Origin of the sequence: Pacificispira sp. (assembly GCF_965228185.1) — a bacterium.
Classification (GTDB): domain Bacteria; phylum Pseudomonadota; class Alphaproteobacteria; order UBA8366; family Aestuariispiraceae; genus Pacificispira.
Window position 1 is genome coordinate 790,683 of the sequence record NZ_CBDDHE010000006.1, and the last position, 26,976, is coordinate 817,658.

Sequence of the window (26,976 nt, forward strand, 5' to 3'; positions counted from 1 at the left end):
GGACAGGATCGGCGGGGGTGAAACGCCGGGCGGCGTTGGGGGACGATAGGGTAAATGGCCGGGGATCTGCTGAAGGTCGAGGACCTGAGGATCGGCTTCCGATTGCTGGAAGGCGCGGTGGAGGCCGTCAAGGGCGTGTCGTTCCGTGTGCCGCCGGGCGGCACGGTCGCGCTGGTCGGCGAATCCGGTTCCGGCAAATCGGTGGTCAGTCAGGCCATCATGGGCATTCTGCCGAAGATTTCCCAGATCACCGGCGGATCGATCCTGTTCGACGATCCCAAAAAGCCGGGCGGGCCGGTCGATATCGCCAAGCTGGACCGCGACGGGCCGGCGATGCGCGCGATCCGGGGCGGCCGGATTTCGATCATCTTTCAGGAACCGATGACGGCGCTGTCGCCGCTGCACACGGTCGGCAATCAGATCGGCGAGGCGGTCGAACTGCACCGCGGCTGCAGCACGGCGGAAATTTATGACCTGAGCCGCGACATGCTGCGCATGGTCGGGTTCCCCGATCCCGACCGGGCGATGAAGACCTATCCGTTCGAACTGTCCGGCGGGCTGCGTCAGCGCGCGATGATCGCCATGGCGCTGGTCTGTCATCCCGCGCTGCTGATCGCGGACGAGCCGACGACCGCCCTGGACGTGACGATCCAGGCCCAGATCCTGAAACTGATGCGCGATCTGCAGCAGGAACTGGGCATGGCCGTGCTGATGATCACCCACGATCTGGGCGTCGTCGCGAACATGGCCGAGGAAATCGTCGTCATGTATCACGGCGAGGTCATGGAACATGGGACGCTGGACCATATCTTCCGCGACCCGCGCCACCCTTATCTGAAGGCCCTGCTGCACGCCGTCCCGCGCTTCGACATGAAACCGGGAGAGCGGTTGATTCCGATCCGCGAGATCGAGGCCAATGCCGACTCCCTGCGCGACGACCGCCCGAAACGCGTCGTCGAAGACCGGGAGAAGCCGATCCTGACCGTGCGGGACGTGACCAAGACCTTCACCATCCGCAAGGGCGGCATCATCGGCGCGTCGACGCCGATCCGCGCGGTGGACGGCGTCAGCTTCGCGGTTCAGCGCGGAGAATGCCTGGGACTGGTCGGGGAAAGCGGCTGCGGCAAGACGACCCTGTCGAAAATCCTGATGCGCGCGCTGACGCCGGATTCGGGCGACGTGATCTATTATGACGGTCAGAAGGAAACCGACCTTCTGGACCTGACCGGCGGGGCGCTGTTCGATTTCCGCCGTACGATGCAGTTCATCTTCCAGGATCCGTTCTCGTCCCTGAACCCGCGCATGACGGTGCTGGACATCCTGACCGAGCCCTTGTCGATCCACGGGATCGGCACGATGGAGGAGCGCCGCCAGAAAGCCGCGACGCTGATGGAACTGGTCGGGTTGGACATGCGCCACCTGAAACGCTATCCGCACAGCTTCTCCGGCGGGCAGCGGCAGCGCATCGGGATCGCGCGAGCCCTGGCGCTCAATCCGGAAATCATCATCTGCGACGAACCGGTTTCGGCCCTGGACGTCTCCATTCAGGCGCAGATCCTGAACCTGTTGAAGGATCTGCAGCGCGATCTGGGCCTGACCTATATTTTCATCAGCCACAATCTGGCGGTGGTCGACTATATCGCCGACCGGATTGCCGTGATGTGCCGCGGGCGGCTGGTCGAAATCGCGCCGCGCGATCTTTTGTTCAAGAACCCGATGCACCCCTATACCCAGGGTTTGCTGCGCGCGGTTCCGGACCCGAATCCGGACCGGCTGTTGGATTTCGCCCGCCTGATGGACGAAAAGGCGTCATCGCCGGCGCGCTGGCCGGCGCCCTTCACCGATGACGGCACCGGCGGCGCGGTTTTCCACGACCTGGGCGGCGGACATTTCGTGCGCGCCCAGGAATCCGCTTCTTTCAGCCGGAGTGCCGCCTGATGCGCCTGCGCCTGGACGCCCTGATCCTCTCCGCTTTCGCCGCGCTGATACCGGCCGCCGCGGCCGGTGCGATGGAGTTCGCAGACTCGCCCTATTTCGACGAGGCGGTTGCCGCGGGCACCCTGCCGCCGGTGGCGCAACGCCTGCCGTCCGAGCCACTGGTCGTCGATCTGGATGCGCGCGGTCAGACGGTCGGGACCCATGGCGGCAGCCTGGTCACGCTGATGCACAAGGCCAAGGACACGCGCTACATGTACGTCTACGGCTATGCGCGGCTGGTCAAATACGATCTGGATTTCAACATCGTCCCGGACATTCTGAAGGATGTCGAGGTGACCGATGGCGGCCGGGTCTTCACCCTGCATCTGCGCGAAGGCCATAAATGGTCGGACGGGCATCCGTTCACGACCGACGATTTCCTCTATTTCTGGGAGGATATGGCCCATAACGAGGATCTCTTCCCGTCCGGGCCGCCCTCCTACATGAAGATCATGGGCCATTACCCGGAAGTCGAGGCCCTGAGCAAAACCGCAATCCGCTATTCCTTCCCGGTCCCGAACCCGGATTTCCTGCCCGGTCTGGCCCAGGCCCGACCGAACCAGATCTATGCCGCGAAACATTACCTCAGCCAGTTTCACCCGAACCATGTGCCCGTGGACGAGTTGCAGGCGGCGGCCGAGGCGGCGGGACAGCGGAACTGGGCGGCGATCCATATCAAGGCAAACCGCTATTACCGGATGGAAAACAAGGACCTGCCGACCTTGCAGCCGTGGAACGTGATGAATGAAGCCCCGGCCGACCGGTTCGTCTTCAAGCGCAATCCGTATTACCACAAGGTCGACGTCAACGGTCTGCAACTGCCCTATGCCGACGAGGTGATCCTGAACATCGCCGAGGAGAAGCTGATCGCTGGCAAGGCGGCGACGGGCGATGTCGATTTCCAAGGGCGCTATCTGCGCTTCGACGACGTCACCCTGTTGAAACGGAACGAGGCGGAACACGGCTACGCGACCTATCTCTGGCGGATCGCCAAGGGCTCCCACATGGCGCTCTATCCGAATCTGACCGCCAAGGACCCGGTCTTCCGCAACCTGATCCGCGATGTCCGGTTCCGGCGGGCGCTGTCGCTGGGCATCAATCGGCGTGAAATCAACCGCGTCATCTATTTCGGTCTGGCCCTGGAAGGCCAGAACACGATGCTGCCCAAGAGCCCGCTCTACCGCGAGGAATACCGGACGTCCTTCGCCCAGTTCGATCTGAAGACCGCGAATGCGCTGCTGGACGAGATGGGTCTGAAACGGCGCTGGGACGGCGCCCGGGTCGGCCCGGACGGCGAACCGATCGAAATCATCGTCGAGACCAGCGGCGAAACCGAACAGGCGGACATCCTGGAACTGGTTGCCGACAGCTGGTGGGAATTGGGCATCAAGCTCTACATCAAGCCGCTGGGCAAAGAGACGCTGCGCCGGCGCATCTTCTCAGGCCAGACGCAGATGACCATCGAATCCGGCTTCGAGAACGGGTTGGCGACGCCGGATATGGCGCCGCACGACCTCGCGCCCGTGACCCAGGTTCAATACCAATGGTCCGAATGGGGCGAATATTACGAGACCAACAAGACCGGCGGCGCCGCGCCCGATATGGAAATCGGTATCGACCTGATGAATTTACGCCGCGATTGGTATCTGGCCGAAACCCGCGAAGAACGGACCGAGATATGGCACGAAATGCTGCAGATGCATGCCGACCTGTTGCCGACCATCGGCCTGATCGCCGGGGTCCTGCAGCCCGTCGTGGTGTCTAACGGTCTGCGCAATCTGCCGGAAGACGGCTTGTGGAACTGGGATCCCGGATCGCATTTCGGGCTCTACGGGCTGGATTACGTGTATTGGGACAAGGACGCCGTGACCGCCCAGGCGGACCAGTAAGCGGACACGGGTAAAAGGGTTTATTCAGCATGTTGGATTACATCGTCCGCCGCCTTCTGGTCATGATCCCGACCTTGCTGGTCATCAGCATCCTGGTTTTCGTGATCATCCAGCTTCCGCCCGGCGACTATCTGACCACGCTCATCCAGGAGTATCAGGATCGCGGCGAGCAGATCGGCGAGGAGGTCCTGGCCTTCTATCGCGAGAATTACGGCTTCGGCGAGCCGATGTGGAAACAGTACCTTCTGTGGATGAAGGGCATCCTGCTGGAAGGCAATCTGGGCTATTCCTTCGAGTACGAGCTGCCCGTGTCCGACGTTGTCGGCGACCGCATGTTCCTGACCATCCTGGTCAGTTTCGTCACCATCATCTTCGTCTATATCGTCGCTTTCCCGATCGGCGTCTATTCGGCGGTGAACCAGTATTCGCCGGGCGACTATGCCCTGACCTTCGTCGGTTTCATCGGGCTGGCGACGCCGAACTTTCTACTGGCGCTGATCCTGATGTATCTGGCCAATGAATGGACCGGGGCGTCCATCGGCGGCCTGGTCGACGACGATCTGCGCGACGCGCCGATGAGTTGGGAGAAGTTCGTCAGCGTCCTGCAGCATCTCTGGGTGCCGGTCATCGTCATCGGCACGTCGGGCACCGCGGGCATGATCCGGCGCCTCCGCGCCAACCTGCTGGACGAGTTGCACAAACAGTATGTCGTCACCGCCCGGGCCAAGGGCGTGCCGCCGAAAAAGGCGCTGTTCAAATATCCGCTGCGCATGGCGCTGAACCCGTTCATTGCCGATATCGGCAATCTGTTGCCCGAAATCATCTCCGGTTCCGCCATCGTTTCGATCGTGCTCAGCCTGGAGACGACCGGGCCGATGCTGCTGCGCGCGCTTGAGACCCAGGACATGTATCTGGCCGGATCTTTCCTGATGGTGCTGGCGCTGCTGACCGTGCTGGGCAATCTGTTGTCCGATCTGGCGCTCGCCGCGCTGGATCCCCGAATCCGGCTGGGTGCGGAGGCGACGAAATGAGCGATACGCCGATGTCCGATTCCGGCCGCAAGCCCCTCGACCACTACGTCAACGAGGCGCCATTCGATCCGCATTCCGCGACGCGCCTGTCGCCGGACCAGGAGAAATTCTATCTGTCGTCCCAGTGGCGGCTTATGTGGTTGAAGTTCCGGCGGCACAAGCTGGCGGTCTGGAGCGGCATCTACCTGCTGCTGGTCTATTTCTCGATCCTGATTTCGGAAATGCTGGCGCCGTTCAGCTTCACCCACCGTCACACGGACTATATCTACGCCCCGCCGCAGGAGGTCCGACTGTTCCACGAGGGCGAGTTGGTGGGACCGTTCGTCTATCCCTATGACGTGCGGCTCGACCTGGAGGAATTGCGCTGGGTCTATACCGAAAACCGGGCCGAGCCGAAGCCGCTGCGATTCTTCTGCACCGCCGCCGACTATGACGGCGCGACCTATGAATTCTGGAACATGGCGGAGATGAGTTTCCACTTCGTCTGTCCCAGCGAAGGGTCGCATTTCTTCCTGCTGGGGACCGACCGGCTGGGACGCGATATCCTGTCCCGGATCATCCAGGGCGCGCGGATTTCGCTGACCGTCGGGTTGATCGGGGTGATCATCAGTTTCGTCCTGGGCGTCACCCTGGGCGGGATCGCCGGCTATTTCGGCGGGTTCGCAGATTGGTGCGTGCAGCGCGCGATCGAGGTCATCCGTTCCTTCCCGTCGCTACCGCTGTGGATGGCGCTGTCCGCCGCCATGCCGGTCAACTGGTCGCCGATCCTGGTCTTTCTGGGGATCACGGTGATCCTGGGCCTGCTGGACTGGCCCGGCCTGGCCCGCGCGGTGCGGTCCAAGCTTCTGTCCCTGCGCGAGGAGGATTTCGCCGTCGCCGCCCAGCTGATGGGCGCGACGCCGACCCGGATCATCGGCAAGCATCTGCTGCCCAGTTTCACCAGCCATCTGATCGCGTCGGTCACCCTGGCCGTGCCCAGCATGATCCTGGGCGAAACGGCGCTCAGCTTCCTGGGTCTGGGCCTGAAACCGCCGATCACAAGCTGGGGTGTGCTGCTGAACGAGGCGCAGAATTTCAACGCCGTCGCCCTGTATCCCTGGCTGCTGTGGCCGGCGGTGCCGGTGATCATGGTCGTGCTGGCCTTCCAGTTCCTGGGCGACGGCCTGCGCGACGCGGCGGACCCCTATAAGTAGGCTCACGACGCCAGAAGATCGACGAACCGCTTGAGGGCCGGGTGGACCGGACGGGTGGTGCGCAGGGTCAGCCAGCGTCCGGTCGGGACTGTCAGATCGAACAGGCGCACCAACTCACCGCGCTCGATCAACGGTGTGACTAGGCAGTCATGGCCCATCAGCACGCCCCCGCCCGACCGCGCCGCGTCCAACGCCATGCTGTAGAGCGAATATTGCGGGCCGGTCACGGCGACGGGCCGGTCCGGCATCACCCGGCGCAGCCAAACCTGCCAATCCGCCTGCCAATGCCCGTCGCGCAGGCAGGGAATCTGGGTCAGGTCGTCGACGGATGAAACCGATGCGGCGATTTCGGGGGCACAGACCGGATAGATCCGGTCCTCCGCGATCCGGATCTCGTCCGCGCCCGGCGCGGCTTCCGAGAAAAACAGGCTGACGTCGAAGGCTTCCCGGATCAGGTTCGGCGGCTTTTCCAGCGCGGTCACCGAGATCACCAGATCGGGCAGTGCCCGGCGCAGGGCGGGCAGGCGCGGCATCAGCCAGCATTGCGCCAGACTGGGCAGCGCAGCGACCGAAATCTGCGCCGTGCTGGCCCGGGCCCGCAAATGGCCCACCGCCTCGCCCAATTGATCGAACGCGTCCGAAAAGCGGCCCGCGGTCGCCTCGCCCAGCGCCGTCAGGCGAACGCCCTGGCTGGTACGCTGAAACAAGGGTTCGCCCAGCCAATCCTCCAAATTCTTGATCTGCTGCGCCACGGCACCCGGCGTGACGTTCAACTCCTCCGCCGCCGCGGTGAAGCCGCCGAGACGGGCCGACGCCTCGAAGGCACGCAGCGCGTTCAGGGATGGCCCCCGGGGTCGGGGCGGTTGAATCGACATCGCCTCACCATAGATTTTCTATGCCGATTTTTATTTTATCTGCGTTGCGGGCTGCACGGAAGCCTGACCATAGTCGGGCATTCAGAAATGGAGAACGCCATGCCGATCCTCGCCCAACGTTCCTGGGTCCCCGCCGATTGCGAAACCCGCGTCCAATCCATCGCGGCCGTCGCCTCCACCGCCGGTTCGGCATCGATCGATCACCGGCTGCACGCGCTGGCGGAGCAGAACCGGCAGATTCACGAGCGGGACTGCTTCAACCTGAACCCGGCGACCAATGTCATGAATCCGCGCGCCGAGGCCCTGCTTTCCAGCGGCATCGGCAGCCGGCCGTCGCTGGGATATCCCGGCGACAAATACGAGATGGGCCTGGAGGCGATCGAGGAAATCGAGGTCATCTGCGCCGAATTGGCGGCCGAGATCTTTCAGGCCCGTTTTGCGGAAATCCGGGTCGCGTCCGGGGCGATGGGCAATCTCTACACCTTCATGGCCCTGTGCGAGCCGGGTGACACGATCATCGCGCCCCCGGCCGATATCGGCGGCCATGTCACCCATCACGGCGCGGGCTGCGCCGGGCTTTACGGCCTGAGGACGATCCCCGCGCCGGTCGCGGCGGACGGCTATACGGTCGATGTCGACGCGCTGCGCGATTTGGCGCTGAAGGAGCGGCCGAAACTCATCACCATCGGCGGCAGCTTGAATCTGGAGCCGCATCCGGTGCGTGAGATCCGCGCCATCGCCGACGAGATCGGCGCCAAGGTCCTGTTCGACGCGGCCCATCAATGCGGCATCATCGCCGGCGGTGCCTGGCCGAACCCGCTGCAGGAAGGCGCCCATCTGATGACGATGAGCACCTATAAGAGCCTGGGCGGCCCGGCCGGCGGCCTGATCGTCACCAATGAGGCGGAAATCGCCGAGGCGCTGGACCGTATCGCCTTCCCCGGCATGACGGCGAATTTCGACGCCGCCAAATCGGCGGCACTGGCGCTCAGCCTGCTGGACTGGCGCGATTACGGAACCGACTACGCCGCGGCAATGATCGCATTGGCCGGAGCGCTCGCCCACACTCTGGCGGATATGGACGTGCCCGTCTTCAAGACCGCCCAAGGGTTCACGGGGTCACACCAGTTCGCGGTGGAGGCCGCGCGGTTCGGCGGCGGGCAGGCGGCGTCAAAGCATATCCGCAAGGCGGGATTCCTGGCCTGCGGCATCGGCCTGCCGCGCCCGCCGGTCGACGGCGACATGAACGGATTACGTATCGGCACACCGGAACTGGTGCGCTGGGGGGTGACGCCGAAGGATGTGCCGGAACTGGCCGATCTGCTGACCCGGGCGCTGAACAGCGACGATCCGGCCGCCCTGGCGGCGGAAACCGCGGCACTGCGCGGCCGGTTCGACCGCCTGCATTACATTCGGGACACCATCGCCGGCTGAACGATTTCGCCTTCGATTTCCCGACGCAAAGCGGCGACCGCGCTGCGCATCGGAACCGCAGGCGCCCGGACGACATAGGCGACATCCGGCGGGTCCGGCAGGCCGGGCGGGGCGGGAACCATGTCCGGCCCGACATGCCGCTCGTTCAGCAGGGCCAACCCCATTCCGGCGGACACGGCGCTGCGGACACCGCCGATGCTGGCGCATTCCAGCACGGTGCGCAGGCGATAGGGCGTCTGCGTCACCGCCTCATAGGCCCAATGACGGTAGAAGCAGTTCGGGTCGAAGGAAATGAAGGGCAGCGGCGCATCCGGATTCGGCTCGAAATCCCGCGCCTGTACCCAGACCAGGCGTTCCCGGTCCAGAAGCACATCTTCCGGCAGGCTGTCCTTCGCGAAAATCTGCATGACGGCCAGATCGATGGCGGCGTCCGCGATCTGGCGTGCCAGGGTCAGGCTCTGCGCCACATGGGTGCGGATATCGACCTTGGGATGCAGGTTGGCGAAGCGCGCCAGGATACGCGACAGGCCCAATGTGGTGGTATCTTCCGTCACGCCGAGGCGGATCTCCCCCACGATGGACTTGCCGCTCAACGCCGCCACGGCTTCGTCATGCAAGGCCAGAATCCGGTCGGCATAGCCCAGCAGCCGTTCCCCCGCATCGGTCAGGATCGGCGCCCCGGCCTTCCGGGTCAGCAACTGGCAGGACAGCCGTTCCTCCAGCCGAAGGATCTTGTGACTGACCGCCGACTGGCTGAGCGCCAGCGCCGCCGCCGCACGGGTCACCCCGCCATGGGCCGCCACCGCGGAGAGGGTCAAAAGACCGTCGATATCGACCTTGCTGCGCATCGCACCCTCTATCATGCCAAATTTCGATGATCTTTATCGTATCATGTCGTTTTTGTCATTCATCCTTTCGGTCTACAACGGGGCGTCCCACAAATGGAGGTCGCCTTGTATTCACTCGCCCACCAGAATGTCCTGATCGGCAATCACCGCATTGCCTGCGCCACCTATGGCGAGGGGGTGCCGCTGGTCCTGATCCACGGCACGCCGTCCTCGTCGCTGATCTGGCGCGATGTCGTGCCCGCCCTGAACGCCGCAGGCTATGCGGTTCACCTGTTCGACCTGCTGGGTTTCGGCCTGTCGGAGCGCCCGTGGTCGCCGGAAGCCGACACGTCCGTCGCCGGTCAGGTCCCGGTCCTGAAAGGTCTGATGGCCCATTGGGGCCTGGACGCGGCCCATATCGTCGCCCATGACATCGGCGGCGCGGTGGCGCAGCGCTTCACCTTGGCGCATCCCGGCATGGTCCAAACGCTGACCCTGATCGATTCGGTCAGTTTCGATTCCTGGCCGTCCGAACGAACCCGCCAGCAGATGCGCGATGGGCTGGACGCGCTGATCCGCAAACCCGACGCCGATCACCGCGCTCATTTCCGCGACTGGCTTTTGAGCACGGTCGTCGACAAGAAGAAGCTGACCGACGGCCCGTTGGACGCTTATGTCGAGATCATCGCCGGCACGATCGGCCAGGCCAGCCTGTTCGCCCATCAGGTCGCCCATTACGACCCGCGCTACACCGACGACCTGACCCCCGACCTGCACCGGCTGGGCGACCGCCCGGTTCAGATCCTTTGGGGCGCGGACGATGCCTGGCAGAAGACCCATTGGGCGGAAAAACTCCACGCGGCGATTCCCGGCGCGACGTTGCACATCGTTCCCGATTGCGGTCACTTCGCCATGGAGGACCAGCCGGAGGAAATCGCCCGCCTGATCACCGCATTTCTGGACCGGCATCCGGTTTGACCGAACCTTCCACCAGATTAAACGCGCGCAAATGCTCACCCCGTCATTCCGGCGAAAGCCGGAATCCAGGGCCAAAGGCTCCGTTTGTGCCGATCCCCCTGGACCCCGGCTTCCGCCGGGGTGACGAAGCGTTGGTGCGCTGAAGACGCCAGGGCTACTCTATGGGGCTCTGCGATCTCAGCGGAAACTCTGCGGACCCCGCGTTGAAATCCTTTTTAACGCACCTTTTGCCGTCATTCCGGCGAAAGCCGGAATCCAGGGCCACAGGCAGGGTTTGTGCCGATCCCCCTGGACATCGGCTTCCGCCGGGGTGACGGACTGGTTAGGGTGGTCGGATGAAACAACCATGCGTCTACATTCTCGCGTCCGACAGGAACGGCACCCTTTATGTCGGTGTCACTTCGGACCTGCCGAAGCGAATTTGGGAGCATCGGAACGGGGTTGCAGAAGGCTTCACCAAGAAGTTCGGCGTTCACCGGCTCGTCTACGCCGAGTCACACGATACGATGGAGGCGGCAATCCTTCGCGAGAAACGGGTCAAGGAATGGAAGCGGGCCTGGAAAATCGAACTCATCGAAAAGACCAACCCACAATGGCGCGACCTGTACGACTCTCTGTTCTAGACAATCATGACCCGTCATTCCGGCGAAAGCCGGAATCCAGGGGTGTATGCAGGATCGTGCCCAATTCCCTGGACCCCGGCTTCCGCCGGGGTGACGAAGTTTTGGTGCGCCGAAGACGCCAGGACTACTCCGTGGGCCTCTGCGATCTCAGCGGAAACGCCGCGGACTTCGCGTTGAGGTCCAATTCATCGCACCTTCTGCCGTCATTCCGGCGAAAGCCGGGATCCAGGGCCACAAGCAGGGTTTGTGCCGAGCCCCCTGGACCCCGGCTTTCGCCGGGGTGACGAAGCATTGGTGTGTCGAAGACTCCAGGGCTAGTCCGTGGGCCTCTGCGATCTCAGCGGAAACTCTGCGGACTCCGCGTTGAAATCCTTTCTAACGCGCCTTTTGCCGTCATTCCGGCGAAAGCCGGAATCCAGGGCCACAGGCAGGATTTCTGCCTGTGGCCGTGCCCCCAAGCCCCCGTTACGCCCGTAGCTTTTCGTTACCCGCGTCATAGACCGGATCGGCGAGGACCGTGGCCTTACGGGCTTCGCCCAGCAGCCAGCAGGTCATTTCCGTGCCCGGTGCGGCGTAATCCGGCTGAACATAGGCGAAGGCGAGGCTCTTGCCGGTCCGGTGGCCGTAGCCGCCGGACGTGGTCAGACCGATCACCGTGTCGCCGACCGTGATCGCCTCGCCGCCGGTCGTGTCGTTGTCGCCCGCTTCCAACTCCAGATAGACGATCTTGCCTTGGGCGCCGTCCTGCCTGCGTTGCAGCACCGCGGCCTTGCCGGTGAAATCCTTGTCCAGCTTCACGAAGCGTTCGATATCGGCTTCGACCGGAGTGATCTCGTTGGTCAGTTCGGAGCCCCAGCCCTTATAGCCTTTCTCCATGCGCATGGCGTTGACGGCATAGGTGCCGAAATGGCCGATCCCGTCGGACTGGCCCGCCGCCATCAAGGCTTCGTAGACCGCCGGCATGCCGGCCATCGGACAATGCAGTTCCCAGCCCAGTTCGCCGATGTAATTGACCCGGAGGGCCCGGACGGGAACACCCGCGATCTCGATTTCCTGCGCGGTCAGCCAGCGGAACCCGGCATTCGACAGGTCGGCATCGGTCACCCGCGCCAGCACATCGCGCGATTTCGGACCGGCAATGACCAGGTTGCCGTAATCGTCCGAAATGTTGGTGACCGTCACATCCTCGCCCGGTGCGGCATGCTGGGTCAGCCAGTCCATGTCGCGGACCTCCGCCGCGGCGGCGGACAGGATGTAGTAGCGATCCTCCGCCAGCTTGGTGACCGTCGCCTCGCCCTCGATCACGCCGTCGTCGTTCAGCATATGGGCCAGGGCGATCCCGCCGGTCTTGCGCGGCATGCGGTTGGCGAAGACGCGGTCCAGCATCGCGCCCGCGTCGCGGCCGGTGACATCGAATTTCGCGAAGGAGGACAGATCGGCCAGCGCCACATTTTCCGAAACCAACCGGCATTCCGCCGCGACCGCATGGAAGGCGTTGTTGTGCCGGAAGCCGGCCTCTTCCTCCGACCCGTCGGCGGAATAGTACTTCACCCGTTCCCAGCCGGAGGCGGTGGTGTAGAGGCCGCCCGCCTGTTTCAGTGCGTCATAGAGCGAGGATTGCCGCTTGCCCCGTCCCGCCGGGCGTTCTTCGCCGGGCAGGTGCAGGATATACATGTGCTCGTAATCCTCGATCGACCGGGCGCGGACATAATCCGCGTCAGCCCAGCGCCCGAAACGACGGGGATCGAGATCGGCCATGTTGATCTCGCTCTCACCATGGACGATCCACTGCGCCAGATATTTGCCGCAACCCGCCCCCTGGGCGATGCCGATGGACGACCCGCAGCATTGCCAGAAATTCCGCAAACCGCCTGTCGGACCCAATAGCGGATTGGCGTCCGGTGTATGCGGAATGGCCCCGTGAACAATGCGTTTGATGCCGCTTTCGGCCCAGATGCCCATGCGTTCCAGGGTCCTCTCGACCCAGGGGCTGATCCGGTCCAGCTCATCGGTGAACAGCTCGTTCTCGCTGTCCCATTCGGGATGACCGCCGCGATCGGCCCAGGCTTCCTCAGCCCCTTCGGTCTCATAAATGCCGATCAGGCCGGATTTCTGCTCCTGCCGGTAATAGGCCGACGGATAGGGGTCGCGCATCACCGGCATTTCCGTGTCCGCTTCCAGGAATTCCCGGATCGGTTCTGTGACGATGTAATGATGCTTCATATTGGTGATCGGCACGTCGGATCCGACCCATTGATTGATCAGCCGGGCATAGCAGCCGCCCGCATTGACCACATGTTCGCAGGTGACATTGCCTTTCTCGGTGACGACCTGCCATTCGCCTGACGGCAATTGCTTCACGTCCAGGACCCGGTTGTGGCGTTCGATCTCCGCGCCCATGTCGCGCGCGCCCTTGGCCAGGGCATTGCAGCACCCGGCCGGATCGACATGACCGTCATCCAGGGTCCAGGCGGCGGCCAGCACACCGGTCGTGTCGACATGCGGATTGATCGCCTTGATCTCGTCCGGGCCGATCACCTGCATGCGGAAGCCGATCAACTTGGAGACGCCTTCGACCTTCTTGAAATAGTCCATCTCCGCCTGGTTGGTGGCGAAGCGCAGCCCGCCGCAGCCATGCCAGGAGACATACTGACCGGTCATCTCCTCCAGCTTGGGATAGAGCGTGTTTCCGTAATGGTGGATCTTCGCCATGTTGTAGTCGGCGATGAAGCTGGGGCATTGCCCCGCCGCGTGCCAGGTGGAGCCGGAGGTCAACTCGCCCTTTTCGATCAGCAGGCTGTCGGTCCAACCTTCCTGAGCCAGATGATACAGCAGGCCGCAGCCCATCATCCCGCCGCCGATCACCACCACACGTGCATGTTCCCGCATTTCCGGCTCGCCTCCGCTTCCCGCCATGGCCTTATGGTGTAGGGATGCTAGGAGATTGTGTCGATGCCTGACAACAGTTGACATCAATCTTTCTATTTCTCTGATTTTAAAGCGACTTTCCCCGTCACTTGTTATCTGAACTTACCAATTGGACAGCCCGTTTCATCCGCCGCGCCGAAACGGTTCGCGGCCGCGTCGACGATGCAGGATCGGGCTTGGAAACGGCCCGGCGATGCGGCTAGAGTCCGCGACAGAAGACCGGATATAAGGGAGGAGCCAGCATGAATTTCCGACCGACCTGTGGCGAGGCCGTCGTCCGCTTGTTGGAGGAGTATGGCGTCGACACCGTCTTCGGCATCCCCGGCGTGCACAATCTGGAACTCTATCGCGGGTTCGCGGGCAGCGGCATTCGCCACATCCTGCCCCGTCACGAACAGGGGGCGGGCTTCATGGCCGACGGCTATGCCCGGGTGACCGGCAAGCCGGGCGTCTGCTTCCTGATTACCGGCGCCGGGGTGACCAATTGCGCGACCCCGATGGGCCAGGCCTTCAGCGACAGCGTGCCGATGCTGGTGGTCAGCAGCGAGAATCCGCGCGACACGCTGGGCAAGGGTTATGGCTGCCTGCACGAGATTACTGATCAGGCGGCGGTGACCCGGCCGCTCTGCGCCTTTTCCGAAACCCCGCGCGACCCGGAGGCCGTCCCGGCGCTGATCGAGCGGACGTTCAACGTCTTCGAAGCCGCGCGCCCGCGCCCGGTTCACATCTCGCTGCCCCTCGACATGCTGGCGGAAAGGGTGCGGGGCGAGTGGAAACCCCGTCCCCTCGCGGTGAAGCCCGGCCCGGACCCGGAAGAGATCGAAGAGGCCGCGACCCTGCTGGCCGAGGCCCAGCGTCCGCTGATCCTGGTCGGCGGCGGCGCGCGCGGCGCGGCGATCGAAATCATGCGGCTGGCCGAACGGCTGGATTCGCCGGTCGTCGGCACGGTGGCGGGCAAGGATGTGCTGCCGTCGAACCACCCGCTGTTCCTGGGCGGCCTTATGCTGTCCACCCTGGGCGAGCAGATCGTCGCCGATGCGGATGTAGTGCTGGCCATCGGCACGGAACTGTCCGGCAACGACAGCTATAACGACCGGATCTCTCTGCCTGAAAAACTGATCCGAATCGACATCGACGCGTCGGAATTCGACCAGCGGCACCGTACCGCGGTGGCGATCCGGTCGGATGCCGGGCTGGCCGCCGAGGCTCTGTTGAACGCATTGGGCCCGATGGCGGATGAGCGCGATGGGGCGGAACGGGCCGACGGATACCGCAAATCCGAGTTCAACGGCTATCTGCCGGAAATCGAGGCCCGCCATATCGCGGTTCTGAAACAGATCGAGGCCGCGCTGCCCGACGACGGGATCGTGGTCGGCGACATGACCCAGGTGATCTATACCGCCATCGCCAAACTGACCCTGCCGCCGCGCGGGCGGTTCCTCTATCCGTCCGGCTACGGCACGTTGGGCTATGCGTTGCCGGCGGCGACCGGGGCCAAGATCGGCGCACCGGACCGCGCCGTCCTGGCCGTCGCGGGCGACAGCGGCTTCCTCTATACCGCGCCGGAAATGGCGGTCGCGGCGGAACTGGGGCTGAATCTGGTCGCCCTGGTCTGGAACAACCGCGCCCTGGGTCAGATCCGCGACGACATGGTGAACCGCGGCATCCAGACCGTCGGCGTCACCCCCGAACCGCCGGATTTCGAGGCCCTCGCCAAGGCCTTCCGCTGGTCCTATGCCCGCCCCAGCGCCGCCGAAAACATCGGCGCGGCGCTGAAGGAGGCTTTCGCCGCGAAAGGCCCGACGCTGGTTGAGGTACGGGACGGGATTCCGGGTTTGCCTGACTGATCGGCGCGCTCGGTTTCACATAGGCCCCTGCTGTCGTCACAACGCGGGTTGGGTATCTCCGTCATTCCGGCGAAAGCCGGAATCCAGGGCCTTCGGCAGAGCGGGTGCCTGTTCCCCCGGGACCCCGGCCTTCGCCGGGGTGACGACCGGGCTAATGGGCGCTCCTGCTTTCACAGAAATGCGGAGAGTGCTTCGAAACTCCATACGAGGTTCGCTTGAAGAAACCGGAATGCGTTCACATTTCGTAGGGCATGTGGACAACCGGGAAGGTACTTAGAGACCTGATCTGCGCCCTATTCGATTTTAGGGGTCTGCTGTTGATTTCCCCGATCGTCGTCTTGGTGTCTGCAGATGCACCCTGGCTGTACTGGTTGCTCTATGGACTGTTCGCATTCTTCATGATCGGAACATATGCCGCAATCTACGCCGGTTTCACCGATCCGTCGGATCGAGCCATAACCGATTGGGAGGAACCGGCAGGGCTTCCCAAATGGGCCCGTCTGAATCCCCGGGCTTGCAAGAAAAGCCCGGATGAACGATATACCGCGCCAGGAAGGTCGGCGGCGGACGGGCGCCTCGCCAACCCGGTCAGGTCCGGAAGGAAGCAGCCGTAACGAGATTTTCGCCCGGGTCGCTTAACGCCGGCCTTCCGCCTTCCTCTTTCATCACCGGTACCGGTCAGCCTGCCTTCGGCATCGTCGCGGCAAAGCTGGGATAGGTCATGGCGTTTTCCAGGACACCGGACACGTTCGTGTGCTTGCGCAACAGACGCGCACCGGCCGGCAGCCGCTTCATGTAATAGAGGATCGGCCACAGGAAGAAATCGGCGGTCATCGGCGTGTCGCCCAGGAAGTAGTTCCTGGCGGCGAAGACCGGTTCCAGCACGCCCAGCGCATGGTCCGCATCCTCCGCCGCGCGTTTCAGCTTGTCGGCATCCGGCTTCTTCCCGGTCATGCGACCGATGACGTTGGGAAGAACCAGGCGGCGGATCACCGCCCGATCGACATAGGACGCAATGACGCTGATCCATTGGTCGTTCATCGCCGCCTCATAGGGATCTTCCGGAGTGCATTTGCGGCCGCCGAAGACCGTGTCGATATAGCGGCAGATCGCCGTCATCTCGAAAATCCGGCGCCCGTCATGTTCCAGGATCGGGATCTTGCGGAACGGGTGGCGGTCGATATCCGGCGATTTGTGCATGTCCATCAGCCCGGTCGCCCCCGCCATCGAAAGGTCGTAGGGCACCTGCTTTTCCTGCAGCAGGATGCGGGCGGTCCAGACATAGGAGCTTTCGGGAATGCCGAACAGGCGCAGGGTCATGACTTCTTCCTCCGGGGCGGAATGCGACGGGACTGGTCCTATCTGAGCCGGCGGCATAATATGTTCAACATCATATTATGGAGACTGTGCCATGCCCTATGCGCCCGAACATCGCCAGCGTACGAGAAAGCGCATCCTGCGCGCCGCCCGGCGGGAGATGAACCGCAAAGGCTATGGCGAGGCGAGCATCGATTCCATCATGGCGGAGGCCGGGCTGACGCGCGGCGGGTTCTATGGCCATTTCAAGGGCAAGGAAGATTTGTTCGTCGAGGTGCTGGCCGACCTGGCCGAAACCCCGGTCGAGATGAACCGGCGGATGCGGTTCACCGGGTTGGACGATTTCGTCGACCGGTATCTGTCACCGGCCCATCGCGACCTGGTGGAGGAAGGCTGTTCCGTCCCGCCGCTGTCGCCGGAGATCGCGCGGTCGGGGGACAAGGTCAAATCCGCCTTTTCCGATTATGTGGCCACCATATCCCAGCGGCTGGGCGGGCTGATCGACCGGCGCGATTGCCGGGAGGAAGACGACCAGGCGACCGACCGTGCCCTGGCGGCGCTGACAGCCTGTGTCGGCGGGCTGGTTCTGAGCCGCGCGGTCAACGACCCGGCCCTGTCCGACCGGATTCTGGCCGCCGCCAAGCGGGCCGCGTCGCGCGGCGGCGCGGCGGAGTGAGGCGCGGCCGCCCGATGGCCGCCCAAGGCGTTTCGCGGTTGTGCGGACGGGGCCGCCTTGCGAATATGCGGCCATGACCGACGCCACCGAAGACCCGCCATTCGACAGCGACGATTCCGCCGCGGACGGCCCGCCGCCCGGGCCGGGTCTGGGGCTGGACGAACCGCCGCAACCGGCGGCCCCCGCCGCTTCCGCGCCGTCCAAGAAGGATGGCGAGGCCTATCGCGTTCTGGCGCGGAAATACCGGCCGTCGAACTTTGCCGAACTGATCGGCCAGGAAGCACTGGTCAGGACCCTGACCAACGCCATCGAGGCGGGGCGCATCGCCCAGGCCTTCATGCTGACCGGCGTGCGCGGCGTTGGCAAGACGACCACCGCGCGCATCGTCGCCAAGGCGCTGAACTGTATCGGCCCGGACGGCAATGGCGGACCGACCGTCAGCCCCTGCGGTGTCTGTCAGCATTGCACCGCCATCGCCGGCGACCGCCATGTCGACGTCATCGAAATGGACGCCGCCAGCCGTACCGGCGTCGACGATATCCGCGAACTGATCGACGGCGTCCGGTACCGGCCGGTCTCGGCGCGCTACAAAGTCTATGTGCTCGACGAAGTCCACATGCTGTCGAAGAACGCGTTCAACGCGCTTCTGAAGACGCTGGAAGAACCGCCGGAGCATGTGAAATTCGTCTTCGCGACGACCGAAATCCGCAAAGTTCCGGTGACGGTCCTGTCCCGCTGTCAGCGCTTCGATCTGCGCCGGGTGCCGGTCGACCAGCTGGCCGCGCATTTCAAGTCGGTGGCGGAGCGCGAAGGCGTCGGCATCGAGGATGAGGCCCTGGGCATGGTCGCCCGCGCGGCCGACGGGTCGGTGCGCGACGGCCTGTCGATCCTGGACCAGGCCATCGCGCTCAGCGCCGGGACGGTGACGGGCGAGCGCGTCCGCGACATGCTGGGTCTCGCCGACCGCAGCCGGATCTATGATCTGTTCGACGCCGCGATGAAGGGCGACGCCCCGGGCGCGTTGGCGCTGCTGGAACAGCTTTATGGCGTCGGGGCCGATCCGGCCGTGGTGATCGAAGACCTGCTGGACGTGACCCATTTCCTGACCCGGGCCATCCTGGTGCCGGAAGCGCTCGACCGGCCGACGACGGCGGAGCTTGAACGGACGCGCGGCCGGGAAATGGCCCAGGCCCTGTCGCTGCCGATCCTGACCCGTGCCTGGCAAATGCTGCTGAAAGGTCTGGGCGAGGTGCGCGCCGCGCCGTCGCCGATCCAGGCGGCGGAAATGGTCGTGATCCGCCTGATCCATCTGGCCGACATGCCGACGCCGGGCGATCTGATCGAGAAATTGAAGGACTTCCAGCCCGGTACCGGCGGGACCGGGCCGTCCGCGGGCGGTGGGGGTGGCGGCGGCGCGCAGGCGTCGGCCTTGCCGGGACCCACCCTGATCCGGGGCGGCGCACAGGCGCAGCGCGCGGTTGAAACCGCCTACCAAGCCGCGCCGCAGGCCGATCCGGCCATCGCCAATGCACCGAAAAGTTTCCTGGAAATCGTCACCCTGTTCGAAGAGAAGCGCGAACCGCGCCTGGCGACCCATCTGAAACGCGACGTGCATCCCGTCCGGGTCGAGCCAGGGCGGTTGGAATTCCGGCCGGGCCGGAATGCGCCGCGCGACCTGCATGGCGAGTTGGGCAAGAAACTGTCCGACCTGACCGGCCTGCGCTGGATCGTCACGATTTCCAACGAGGAAGGCGCGCCGACACTGGCCGAACAGGAGGCCCAGGCGGAGCAGGACCGGCGCACGAAAGCCGAACAGGACCCGCTGATCCAGGCGGTCAAGAAGGCCTTTCCCGGCGCCCAGATCACCCGCGTGACCGGTAATGAACCGGACCCTGCGGCAGCGTTGGCGGAGGCGGAAGCCCTGCCCGATGACGGCCTGCCGCCGGCGATGGACCCGGATGAATATCCGGACGACGAAGACGATCTTTAACCCATGCGGGGGTCCGCCCCCGAACGAGAGGCAAGGAGCGATACCGCGATGAAAAATCTCGGCGCCATGATGAAACAGGCCCAGGAAATGCAGACCCGCATGCAGGAAATGCAGGAGCAGATGGAGGCGCTGGAAATCGACGGCGGGTCCGGCGGTGGCCTGATTTCCGTTACCGTCACCGGCAAGGGCGAGGTCCGCCGCCTGTCCATCGATCCATCCCTGATCGTCCCGGATGACCGCGAGGTCTTGGAAGACCTGATCGTCGCCGCGATCAACGACGCCAAGAACAAGGCCGACGAGAAGATGCGCGAAGAGACCCAGAAACTGATGGGCGGCATCCAGCTCCCGCCGGGCATGAAACTGCCGTTCTGATCATTTGGGCGCGCGGAGGGGATCGAGAGGAAACAAAGAAGATTCCTGCTTTCACAGGAATGCGGCAGTGAGAGAAATACCGATCCGGCACGCCCAAACTCGTGCTCCTGCGAAAGCAGGAGCCTTCATAGGGTAGGCGCCGGGGTCAGGACAACGAAGTTTCCTGCGGCCGCAGGAAGACCGGGGTGAGAATTTATCCATGCAGGAAATCGAGCGGGTCATCCAATTGCTGTCGCGGCTTCCGGGCCTGGGGCCGCGTTCCGCGCGGCGGGCGGCGCTGCTGCTGATCCGGCGCAAGGAAAGCCTGATGCAGCCGCTGGCCATGGCGCTGGCCGAGGCGGCGGAGAAGATCCGGACCTGCACGACTTGTGGCAATCTGGACACGGCGGATACCTGTTCGATCTGCCGCGATCCGGCGCGCGATGCCGCGACCCTCTGCGTCGTGGAGCAGGTCGCCGACCTTTGGGCGCTGGAGCGGACGGGCATTTTCAGGGGCCGCTATCACGTTCTGGGCGGGGTCCTCTCGGCCATTGACGGGGTCGGGCCCGAAGACCTCAATATCGCCACATTGCTGGATAGAGTGGGGCCGGAAAAATCGGTGTCCGAAGTGATTCTGGCCATGAATCTGACCGTCGACGGGCAGACCACCGCCCATTACATCACCGAGCGCCTGGAGCCGTCGGGCGTGAAGGTCAGCCGCCTGGCGCACGGCGTGCCGGTCGGCGGAGAGTTGGATTATCTGGATGACGGCACCCTGGCCACCGCCCTGAAAGCGCGGCAGTCGGTCGGGCAGCACTAGAACCTCGGACTCTGGGGACGGATCGTCTTGAAGAAGAAACTGTATTTCCTGGCCCAAATGGGGGCGCCGGGCCGGTACGATCCGGCGGTCTTCGCCAATCAGCCCGGCGGCGACAATGAAATTCACTGGTTCGAACGGATGCTGGCCGATCTGAAACTGTCGGACAGGATCGATTTCGAAGGACGGCGCATCTGTTACGGGGACCCGCTGCCGGATCCGGCGGAGGCCGACGCCATCGTCATCGGCGGCAGCTTCCATTCGGTCCATGACAAACTGCCCTGGCAGGCCGATCTGAAAGATTGGCTGACCGCGCTGCGACGGAAAGAAGACGGCCCGCCCGTCTTTGGCATATGCGGTGGACATCAAATGATGGCAGTGGTGCATGGCGCGCCGGTGGAGATGCTGGAGGACGGCGCGCGGGTCGGAACCTTCCCGATCTCGCTGACCGACGCCGGACGGTTGAGCCCGCTGTTCGACGGGATCGTCCCGCGCTTCCATTTCGGGAACGAGGAACATGTCCCCGTCGTCCCGGCCGGGGCGGAGGTTCTGGCCACCGCGCCGGGCATGCCGGCCTGCGCCCTGGATTTCGGGCGCAACTGGATGTCCGTCCAGTTTCATCCGGAGGCCACGGCGGGCTGTATGACCGAATCCTGGGGCCCGCGCGCCAAGGAGATCGCGGATCATTATGCCCCGACCCCGGATTCGCCGCTGCTGATCGCGAACTTTCTGAAAGCCACGGGAGTATTGTGACGTGCCGCTGAAACATGGATTGCTGGCCGCCGCCCTGACCCTGTCCGCCGCCACGGGCGCCGTTGCGCAATCGGTGGCGGACCCCGCGCCGGGCGCGGCGATTTCCGTCTATGCCGACGGCCTGTCGGTGATCCGCGAAACCCGCATGGCCGACCTGACCGGTGCCGGGGACGGCATTTCCCTGCCCGGCCTGCCGCAATCGCTCGACTGGTCGACCCTGTCGGTCGCCGTCGGCGGAACCCCTGCCGACAGCATCCGCATCCGCCAGGACGACCTGTCGCCGCAAAGCCTGTTGCGCCGCTCGATCGGGCAGGAAGTCACCTGGCTTGTCCCGACGGGCGACAGCGGGGCGGAGCGCGAAATCCGCGGCACGCTGGTCAATGTCGACGGCGGGATTGTCCTGAAAGTCGACGACCGGTTCGAGGCGATGCCGGACGGCCGCCTTGCCCTGGACAGCCTGCCGGCAGGCATGACGGGCGGGTTGGAAGTCACCGCAACGACCGCCGCCGGTGCGGGCAGCCACACTGTCACGCTGGGCTATGTCGCGCCCAATCTCGCCTGGTCCGCCGATTACGAGGCGGTGCTGCTGCCCGACGAATCCGGGCTGGTGCTCAGCGGTCAGTATCAGATCACCAACGGCACCGATTCCGAGTTCGAAGACGCCGCGATCCGATTGGTCGCAGGCGAAACGAACCGCGCCTATGGCGGTCCCCGGCCCGAAATGATGGCCATGGCCACGATGGACGGTGCCGCATCGATGAAATCCGCACCGCGCGCGGCCCCGCCGCCGCAATCGGCCAGCCTGGGCGACGTGCATGTCTATGACGTCGATGGCCGGGTCGATCTTCCGGCGGGCGAAACGGTGCGCCGAGTGCTGCTGGCGCCGGTGACGGTGCCGGCCGAGAAAATCTATCGCCTGTCCGGATCGGGCCTGGTGCATCCGGGTCAGCCGATGCGGCTGCAGGACGGGCTGCGGCCCGAGGTCACCATCCGGTTCGAGAATGCCGAGGATGGGCCGTTGGCGAAGATCCTGCCCGCCGGTCCTGTCCGCGTCTATGGCGCGCTGGCGGAGGATTCCGACACTGCCCCGCGCGTCATCCTGGGCGAAGACCGACTGGCGCATATGCCGGTCGGCGAAGAGGCGGAACTGCAACTGGGCCGCGCCTTTGATGTCACCGTCGAACGCCAGGTCGTCGATTACGAGACGACCGGCGTCGCCGAGCACCGCCATCTCTACCCCTATCGCGCGACGCATGAGATCACGCTGAAGAACGGACGGGACGAGGCGGTGACGGTGGAACTGACCGACTATCTGTCGGCGCAGGGCTGGGACATTACCGAATCGAGCCTGGCACCCGCCTCGCGGGATGCCGGCAGCGCGGTCTGGAACGTCGCCATCCCGGCCAAGGGCGAAACCGTCCTGCGCTATACCGTACGGGTGCAGCCGTAAGGGATTGTTCGCCTCTTTCCCCGGCGCGACTCGCCGATTAGTCTCGGCGCCATGACCAGCGGGACCGACAACGCCCAAGTGACGCCGATGATGGCTCAGTATCTGAGCATCAAGGAGGCGCATCCGAATTGCCTCCTGTTCTATCGGATGGGCGATTTCTACGAATTGTTTTTCGACGACGCCAAACAGGCGGCGGCGTCGCTCGACATCGCGCTGACCAAGCGCGGGCAGCATCTGGGCGAAGAGATTCCGATGTGCGGCGTGCCGGTTCACGCCGCCGAAACCTATCTGTCCCGCCTGATCCGCAAGGGCCACCGCGTCGCCGTCTGCGAACAGACCGAAGACCCGGCGGAAGCGAAGAAGCGCGGATCGAAATCCGTTGTCCGGCGTGAGATCGTTCGCGTCGTCACCCCGGGCACCCTGACCGAAGACACCCTTCTGGACGCGCGGTCGCATAACTATCTGGCCGCCCTGGCCCGCACCGGCGCCGACGGCTATGCCATCGCGTGGTGCGACATGTCGACCGGGCAGTTGCTGTGCCAGCCGGTGACGGCGGCGGGCCTCGCCTCCGCCCTGTCGCGCATCGCGCCAGGCGAACTGGTCCTGGGACAGAAACTGGTCGCGGAGGACAGCCGTTTCTATGAGCTATTCCGGGAATGGCAGGACCGCCTGACGCCCCTGCCCGACAGCCGGTTCGATTCGGCCAATGCCGAGCGGCGGCTGAAAGACGCGTTCGGTGTCGCGGCCCTGGACGCGTTCGGGGATTTCGACCGGGCGGAACTGGCCGCCCTGGGCGCGCTGGTCGAATATCTGGATCTGACACAGGTCGGCAAGCTGCCGCGCCTGGAACCGCCCCAGCGCCTGTCCGTCGGCGCGCTGATGGAGATCGATCCGGCAACCCGCCGCAATCTGGAGATCACCCGCACCCTGACCGGAGAGCGGACCGGCAGCCTGCTGTCCGCCGTCGATCGCACGGTGACCGGTCCCGGCGCGCGCCTGCTGGCCGGGCGCCTGTCCGCGCCGCTGACCGACCCCATTGCCATCGGCGACCGGCATGACGCGGTCGCCTGGTTCCTGGACCGGGCCGACCTGCGCGGCGATCTGCGCGAAATCCTGAAAAGCGCGCCGGATCTGGAACGCGCGCTGGGCCGCCTGACCATCGGCCGCGGCGGGCCGCGCGATCTGGTCGCCCTGCGCACCGGGCTGGCAATGACCGCCGAATTGAAGTCGATCCTGGCGTCCGACGATCCGGCCCTGGAAATCGCCCGCGCCGTGGAGGATCTGGGCAATCACGACATCCTGGTCGAACGCTATACCCGCGCCCTGAAGGAAGACGTGCCCCCCATCGCCCGCGACGGCGGGTTCGTCGCGTCCGGTTATGCGCCGGAACTGGACGAACAGGTGACCCTGCGCGAGGAAGGCCGCCGCCTGATCGCCGATCTGGAGGCGCGCTACCGGCAGGATACAGGTGTCGACGGGCTGAAGGTCAAATACAACAACGTGCTGGGCTGGTTCGTCGAGGTCACCGCCAAGAATATGGAAAAGATTGGCGAGCCCTTCATCCACCGCCAGACCATGGCGAATGCGGTCCGCTATACGACGGTCGAATTGAATGAGCTGGCGCGCAAGATCTCCGAAGCCGGCGACCGGGCCCAGGCGATCGAATTGGAAATCTTCGACGATCTGGTCGAAGAGGCACGGCAAAGGGCGCGAGAGATCGGGTTGGCGGCGCGGGCCCTGGCGGCGCTGGACCTCTATGCCGCCGCCGCCGATCTGGCCGATGCGCGCGACTACCGCCGCCCCCTGGTCGACGCCTCCCTGGCCTTCGAGATCGAAGGCGGGCGTCACCCGGTGGTCGAAGCGGCCCTGACCGCCCAGGCCGACGGGCAAAGCTTCGTCGCCAATGACTGCGATCTGGGCCGCGACAACCGGCTGTGGCTCGTCACCGGGCCGAACATGGCCGGTAAATCGACCTTCCTGCGTCAAAACGCCCTGATCGCGATCCTGGCCCAGGCCGGCCTGTTCGTTCCGGCGCGCAAGGCCCATATCGGCGCGGTCGACCGCCTGTTCAGCCGGGTCGGGGCGGCGGACGATCTGGCGCGCGGCCGGTCCACCTTCATGGTGGAGATGGTCGAGACCGCGACGATCCTCAATCAGGCGACCGACCGGTCGCTGGTCATCCTGGACGAGATCGGGCGCGGCACCGCGACCTTCGACGGCTTGTCCATCGCCTGGGCCTGCGTCGAACATCTGCACGAGGCCGCCAAATCCCGCGCCCTGTTCGCCACCCATTACCACGAGCTGACGGCGCTGGCCGAACGGCTGCCCGCGCTCAGCCCGCACTGCATGCGGGTCAAGGAATGGGAGGGCCAGGTCGTCTTTCTGCACGAGGTCGCTTCCGGTGCCGCCGACCGGTCCTACGGCATCCATGTCGCAAAACTGGCCGGCCTGCCGCCCGCCGTCGTGACCCGGGCGGAGGAGGTCCTTCAAGCCCTGGAAAAAGGCGAGCAATCCGGCGCCGTCACCCGTCTGGTCGACGACCTGCCCCTGTTCCGCGTCGCCAGCCGCCCGGCCGAGCCCGCCGCGAAGCAGGGCCCGAGCGCGGTCGAGAAGGCCCTGTCCGAGGTCAATCCAGACGACCTGACTCCGCGCGAGGCACTCGATACGCTCTATCGACTGCGGGGGCTGCTGCCGAATGGCTGATGCCAAACCGGTCAACCTCGCCCTGCAAGGCGGCGGCGCGCATGGGGCGTTTACCTGGGGGGTGCTGGATTACCTGCTGGAACAGGGGCTGATCCGCATCGACGCGATCAGCGGCACGTCGGCCGGGGCGATGAATGCGGTGGTGCTGGCCTCCGGCTATGAAGCGGGGGGCGCGGACGGCGCGCGGCAGGCCTTGGCGGCTTTCTGGGAAGGGGTTGCCGATGTCGGGCGCTGGTCGCCGATTCAGCGCACCTTGATCGACGTCTTCATGGGCCAATGGAGCCTGGAGAATTCGCCCGGCTATCTGATGATGGATCTGCTGGGACGGATCGCGTCTCCCTATGACGTCAATCCGCTGAACATCAATCCGCTGCGCCCGCTGCTGGAGGAGCATGTCGATTTCGACCGCGTCCGGCGCTGCAGCGAGATGCAATTGTTCCTGTCGGCGACGAATGTCGAAACCGGCCGCGTGAAGGTCTTCACCGGGGCGCGGATCGACGCCGATGTCGTCCTGGCCTCCGCCTGTCTGCCCTTCCTGTTCCAGGCGGTGGAGATCGACGGCGCGCCCTATTGGGACGGCGGCTATATGGGCAATCCGGTCCTGTTCCCGTTCTTCAACGCCTGCGCCACGAATGACGTGGTGATCGTCCAGATCAACCCGATCGAGCGAAAGGGCGTGCCGCGAAGCGCCCGGGAGATTCTGGACCGGGTCAACGAGATCACCTTCAACGCCAGCCTGCTGCGCGAGTTCCGCGCCATCGACTTCGTCGGGCGCATGCTGGAGGAAGGGCGGCTGGACCCGGCGCGCTATAACCAGGTGCGGGTCCATATCGTCGGTGATGCGCGGCTGCAGGAACTGGGCGCGTCGTCGAAGCTGAACACCGAATGGCGTTTCCTGCAGCATCTGCGCGATATCGGCCGGGACGCGGCCCGTATCTGGACAGAACGCGATTTGCCTTTCGTCGGGAAACGCGCCACGGTGGATTTGCGCGCCCTGTTCCAAGGGGCCGGAAGGGACAGCCCCTTCGAAACCGACGAGACCGAAGACACGGAATGATCGACCGCTATCTGAAACGCCGCCGGGAATTCGCCCAGCAGAAGGACGAAGACGAGGAGATGCATCCCGTCGCCAAGGCGGCGTGGCAGGGCTATGCCGACTACCGCAAGGAAATGGCGCGCCGCCGCGTGATTCCGGCCTGGCGGGAATTGTCGGTGAAGACCATGGCCGTGATCGCCGCGGTACTGGTGGTCTTCCTGATCGCGGCGGATTATCTGTCGACACTACTGGGGTGACGGGTCCGCGCGGGCAGGGTTACA

At 64.7% G+C, this 26,976-nt stretch carries 21 protein-coding genes and 1 other RNA gene; 18 read left to right on the forward strand and 4 right to left on the reverse strand.

From position 1 onward, the window contains the following. The first annotated feature begins 54 nt into the window (after nucleotides 1-54). The 4 genes from ACO06O_RS14395 to ACO06O_RS14410 are packed head-to-tail and all read left to right on the forward strand — an operon-like array spanning nucleotide 55 to nucleotide 6,090. Nucleotides 55-1,938, forward strand: a complete 1,884-nt coding sequence (locus ACO06O_RS14395; RefSeq protein WP_421881001.1) for an ABC transporter ATP-binding protein — start codon at nucleotides 55-57, stop codon at nucleotides 1,936-1,938. After that, nucleotides 1,938-3,866: an ABC transporter substrate-binding protein gene (locus ACO06O_RS14400; protein ID WP_421881004.1), complete on the forward strand. Its 1,929-nt coding sequence runs from the start codon at nucleotides 1,938-1,940 to the stop codon at nucleotides 3,864-3,866. The genes ACO06O_RS14395 and ACO06O_RS14400 overlap by 1 nt, the downstream gene beginning before the upstream one ends. A gap of 29 nt (nucleotides 3,867-3,895) precedes the next feature. Continuing rightward, nucleotides 3,896-4,897: an ABC transporter permease gene (locus tag ACO06O_RS14405; RefSeq protein ID WP_420419472.1), complete on the forward strand. Its 1,002-nt coding sequence runs from the start codon at nucleotides 3,896-3,898 to the stop codon at nucleotides 4,895-4,897. Further along, a complete protein-coding gene (locus ACO06O_RS14410; RefSeq protein ID WP_421881007.1) occupies nucleotides 4,894-6,090 on the forward strand; it encodes an ABC transporter permease in 1,197 nt (398 codons plus the stop codon). Before ACO06O_RS14405 ends, ACO06O_RS14410 begins: the two co-directional genes overlap by 4 nt. Before the next feature lie 2 nt (nucleotides 6,091-6,092). Here the strand turns inward: ACO06O_RS14410 and ACO06O_RS14415 are convergent, their stop codons facing one another. Further along, entirely contained in the window at nucleotides 6,093-6,965 is an 873-nt protein-coding gene (locus ACO06O_RS14415) for a LysR family transcriptional regulator (protein ID WP_421881009.1), read from the reverse strand. Nucleotides 6,966-7,064: 99 nt separating this feature from the next. Here ACO06O_RS14415 and glyA point away from each other — a divergent pair, with 99 nt between their 5' ends. Further along, nucleotides 7,065-8,399: a serine hydroxymethyltransferase gene (glyA, locus tag ACO06O_RS14420; RefSeq protein WP_421881013.1), complete on the forward strand. Its 1,335-nt coding sequence runs from the start codon at nucleotides 7,065-7,067 to the stop codon at nucleotides 8,397-8,399. Here glyA and ACO06O_RS14425 read toward each other — a convergent pair. Continuing rightward, entirely contained in the window at nucleotides 8,372-9,262 is an 891-nt protein-coding gene (locus ACO06O_RS14425) for a LysR substrate-binding domain-containing protein (protein WP_421881016.1), read from the reverse strand. The genes glyA and ACO06O_RS14425 overlap by 28 nt on opposite strands. Nucleotides 9,263-9,352: 90 nt before the next feature. Here ACO06O_RS14425 and ACO06O_RS14430 point away from each other — a divergent pair, with 90 nt between their 5' ends. Next, complete coding sequence (locus tag ACO06O_RS14430; RefSeq protein WP_421881019.1) at nucleotides 9,353-10,204, forward strand: alpha/beta fold hydrolase; 852 nt, start codon at nucleotides 9,353-9,355, stop codon at nucleotides 10,202-10,204. Nucleotides 10,205-10,539: 335 nt separating this feature from the next. Continuing rightward, entirely contained in the window at nucleotides 10,540-10,827 is a 288-nt protein-coding gene (locus tag ACO06O_RS14435; RefSeq protein WP_421881022.1) for a GIY-YIG nuclease family protein, read from the forward strand. A 465-nt stretch (nucleotides 10,828-11,292) separates the two neighbouring features. Here ACO06O_RS14435 and ACO06O_RS14440 read toward each other — a convergent pair whose 3' ends face one another. Continuing rightward, a complete protein-coding gene (locus ACO06O_RS14440; RefSeq protein WP_421881025.1) occupies nucleotides 11,293-13,716 on the reverse strand; it encodes a GcvT family protein in 2,424 nt (807 codons plus the stop codon). Between the two features lie 281 nt (nucleotides 13,717-13,997). Between ACO06O_RS14440 and ACO06O_RS14445 the strand changes: the two genes are divergently transcribed. Next, nucleotides 13,998-15,602: a 5-guanidino-2-oxopentanoate decarboxylase gene (locus ACO06O_RS14445; protein ID WP_421881028.1), complete on the forward strand. Its 1,605-nt coding sequence runs from the start codon at nucleotides 13,998-14,000 to the stop codon at nucleotides 15,600-15,602. A 554-nt stretch (nucleotides 15,603-16,156) separates the two neighbouring features. Further along, an RNA gene (gene ffs, locus ACO06O_RS14450) (signal recognition particle sRNA small type) lies at nucleotides 16,157-16,253 on the forward strand. 27 nt (nucleotides 16,254-16,280) lie between these two features. Here the strand turns inward: ffs and ACO06O_RS14455 are convergent. Next, nucleotides 16,281-16,922 (reverse strand): glutathione S-transferase family protein, encoded by a 642-nt coding sequence (locus ACO06O_RS14455; protein WP_421881031.1) that lies wholly within the window; start codon nucleotides 16,920-16,922, stop codon nucleotides 16,281-16,283. A 91-nt stretch (nucleotides 16,923-17,013) separates the two neighbouring features. On the opposite strand from ACO06O_RS14455, the gene ACO06O_RS14460 reads away from it, so the two are divergent. The 9 genes from ACO06O_RS14460 (at nucleotide 17,014) to ACO06O_RS14500 (ending at nucleotide 26,952) form a co-directional block, all read left to right on the forward strand. Continuing rightward, nucleotides 17,014-17,595 carry a TetR/AcrR family transcriptional regulator gene (locus tag ACO06O_RS14460; RefSeq protein ID WP_421881035.1) on the forward strand — a complete coding sequence of 194 codons (582 nt, stop codon included), beginning with the start codon at nucleotides 17,014-17,016 and terminating at the stop codon, nucleotides 17,593-17,595. Between the two features lie 73 nt (nucleotides 17,596-17,668). Beyond that, nucleotides 17,669-19,585, forward strand: a complete 1,917-nt coding sequence (locus ACO06O_RS14465; protein ID WP_421881038.1) for a DNA polymerase III subunit gamma/tau — start codon at nucleotides 17,669-17,671, stop codon at nucleotides 19,583-19,585. A 48-nt stretch (nucleotides 19,586-19,633) separates the two neighbouring features. After that, the gene (locus tag ACO06O_RS14470; RefSeq protein ID WP_421881041.1) at nucleotides 19,634-19,957 is read left to right on the forward strand and encodes a YbaB/EbfC family nucleoid-associated protein; all 324 of its coding nucleotides are present in this window, start codon (nucleotides 19,634-19,636) and stop codon (nucleotides 19,955-19,957) included. Between the two features lie 199 nt (nucleotides 19,958-20,156). Next, nucleotides 20,157-20,756 carry a recombination mediator RecR gene (gene recR / locus ACO06O_RS14475; protein ID WP_421881044.1) on the forward strand — a complete coding sequence of 200 codons (600 nt, stop codon included), beginning with the start codon at nucleotides 20,157-20,159 and terminating at the stop codon, nucleotides 20,754-20,756. Nucleotides 20,757-20,783: 27 nt separating this feature from the next. Beyond that, complete coding sequence (locus ACO06O_RS14480; protein WP_421881048.1) at nucleotides 20,784-21,506, forward strand: type 1 glutamine amidotransferase; 723 nt, start codon at nucleotides 20,784-20,786, stop codon at nucleotides 21,504-21,506. Between the two features lies 1 nt (nucleotide 21,507). After that, nucleotides 21,508-22,956 carry a DUF4139 domain-containing protein gene (locus ACO06O_RS14485; RefSeq protein WP_421881052.1) on the forward strand — a complete coding sequence of 483 codons (1,449 nt, stop codon included), beginning with the start codon at nucleotides 21,508-21,510 and terminating at the stop codon, nucleotides 22,954-22,956. Between the two features lie 51 nt (nucleotides 22,957-23,007). Then, complete coding sequence (gene mutS, locus ACO06O_RS14490) at nucleotides 23,008-25,659, forward strand: DNA mismatch repair protein MutS (protein WP_421881055.1); 2,652 nt, start codon at nucleotides 23,008-23,010, stop codon at nucleotides 25,657-25,659. Beyond that, nucleotides 25,652-26,716, forward strand: coding sequence for a patatin-like phospholipase family protein (locus tag ACO06O_RS14495; RefSeq protein ID WP_421881058.1), 1,065 nt, complete (start codon nucleotides 25,652-25,654; stop codon nucleotides 26,714-26,716). Before mutS ends, ACO06O_RS14495 begins: the two co-directional genes overlap by 8 nt. Beyond that, entirely contained in the window at nucleotides 26,713-26,952 is a 240-nt protein-coding gene (locus ACO06O_RS14500; protein WP_421881061.1) for a hypothetical protein, read from the forward strand. The genes ACO06O_RS14495 and ACO06O_RS14500 overlap by 4 nt, the downstream gene beginning before the upstream one ends. The last annotated feature ends 24 nt before the right edge of the window (nucleotides 26,953-26,976 follow it).

Bases quoted from the DNA above. Each gene is read 5' to 3' on its own strand.
- ACO06O_RS14395 (WP_421881001.1), top strand. From the start codon at position 55: ATGGCCGGGGATCTGCTGAAGGTCGAGGACCTGAGGATCGGCTTCCGA.
- ACO06O_RS14400 (WP_421881004.1), top strand. From the start codon at position 1,938: ATGCGCCTGCGCCTGGACGCCCTGATCCTCTCCGCTTTCGCCGCGCTG.
- ACO06O_RS14405 (WP_420419472.1), top strand. From the start codon at position 3,896: ATGTTGGATTACATCGTCCGCCGCCTTCTGGTCATGATCCCGACCTTG.
- ACO06O_RS14410 (WP_421881007.1), top strand. From the start codon at position 4,894: ATGAGCGATACGCCGATGTCCGATTCCGGCCGCAAGCCCCTCGACCAC.
- ACO06O_RS14415 (WP_421881009.1), bottom strand. From the start codon at position 6,965: ATGTCGATTCAACCGCCCCGACCCCGGGGGCCATCCCTGAACGCGCTG.
- glyA (WP_421881013.1), top strand. From the start codon at position 7,065: ATGCCGATCCTCGCCCAACGTTCCTGGGTCCCCGCCGATTGCGAAACC.
- ACO06O_RS14425 (WP_421881016.1), bottom strand. From the start codon at position 9,262: ATGATAGAGGGTGCGATGCGCAGCAAGGTCGATATCGACGGTCTTTTG.
- ACO06O_RS14435 (WP_421881022.1), top strand. From the start codon at position 10,540: ATGAAACAACCATGCGTCTACATTCTCGCGTCCGACAGGAACGGCACC.
- ACO06O_RS14440 (WP_421881025.1), bottom strand. From the start codon at position 13,716: ATGCGGGAACATGCACGTGTGGTGGTGATCGGCGGCGGGATGATGGGC.
- ACO06O_RS14445 (WP_421881028.1), top strand. From the start codon at position 13,998: ATGAATTTCCGACCGACCTGTGGCGAGGCCGTCGTCCGCTTGTTGGAG.
- ACO06O_RS14455 (WP_421881031.1), bottom strand. From the start codon at position 16,922: ATGACCCTGCGCCTGTTCGGCATTCCCGAAAGCTCCTATGTCTGGACC.
- ACO06O_RS14460 (WP_421881035.1), top strand. From the start codon at position 17,014: ATGCCCTATGCGCCCGAACATCGCCAGCGTACGAGAAAGCGCATCCTG.
- ACO06O_RS14465 (WP_421881038.1), top strand. From the start codon at position 17,669: ATGACCGACGCCACCGAAGACCCGCCATTCGACAGCGACGATTCCGCC.
- ACO06O_RS14470 (WP_421881041.1), top strand. From the start codon at position 19,634: ATGAAAAATCTCGGCGCCATGATGAAACAGGCCCAGGAAATGCAGACC.
- recR (WP_421881044.1), top strand. From the start codon at position 20,157: ATGCAGGAAATCGAGCGGGTCATCCAATTGCTGTCGCGGCTTCCGGGC.
- mutS (WP_421881055.1), top strand. From the start codon at position 23,008: ATGACCAGCGGGACCGACAACGCCCAAGTGACGCCGATGATGGCTCAG.
- ACO06O_RS14495 (WP_421881058.1), top strand. From the start codon at position 25,652: ATGGCTGATGCCAAACCGGTCAACCTCGCCCTGCAAGGCGGCGGCGCG.
- ACO06O_RS14500 (WP_421881061.1), top strand. From the start codon at position 26,713: ATGATCGACCGCTATCTGAAACGCCGCCGGGAATTCGCCCAGCAGAAG.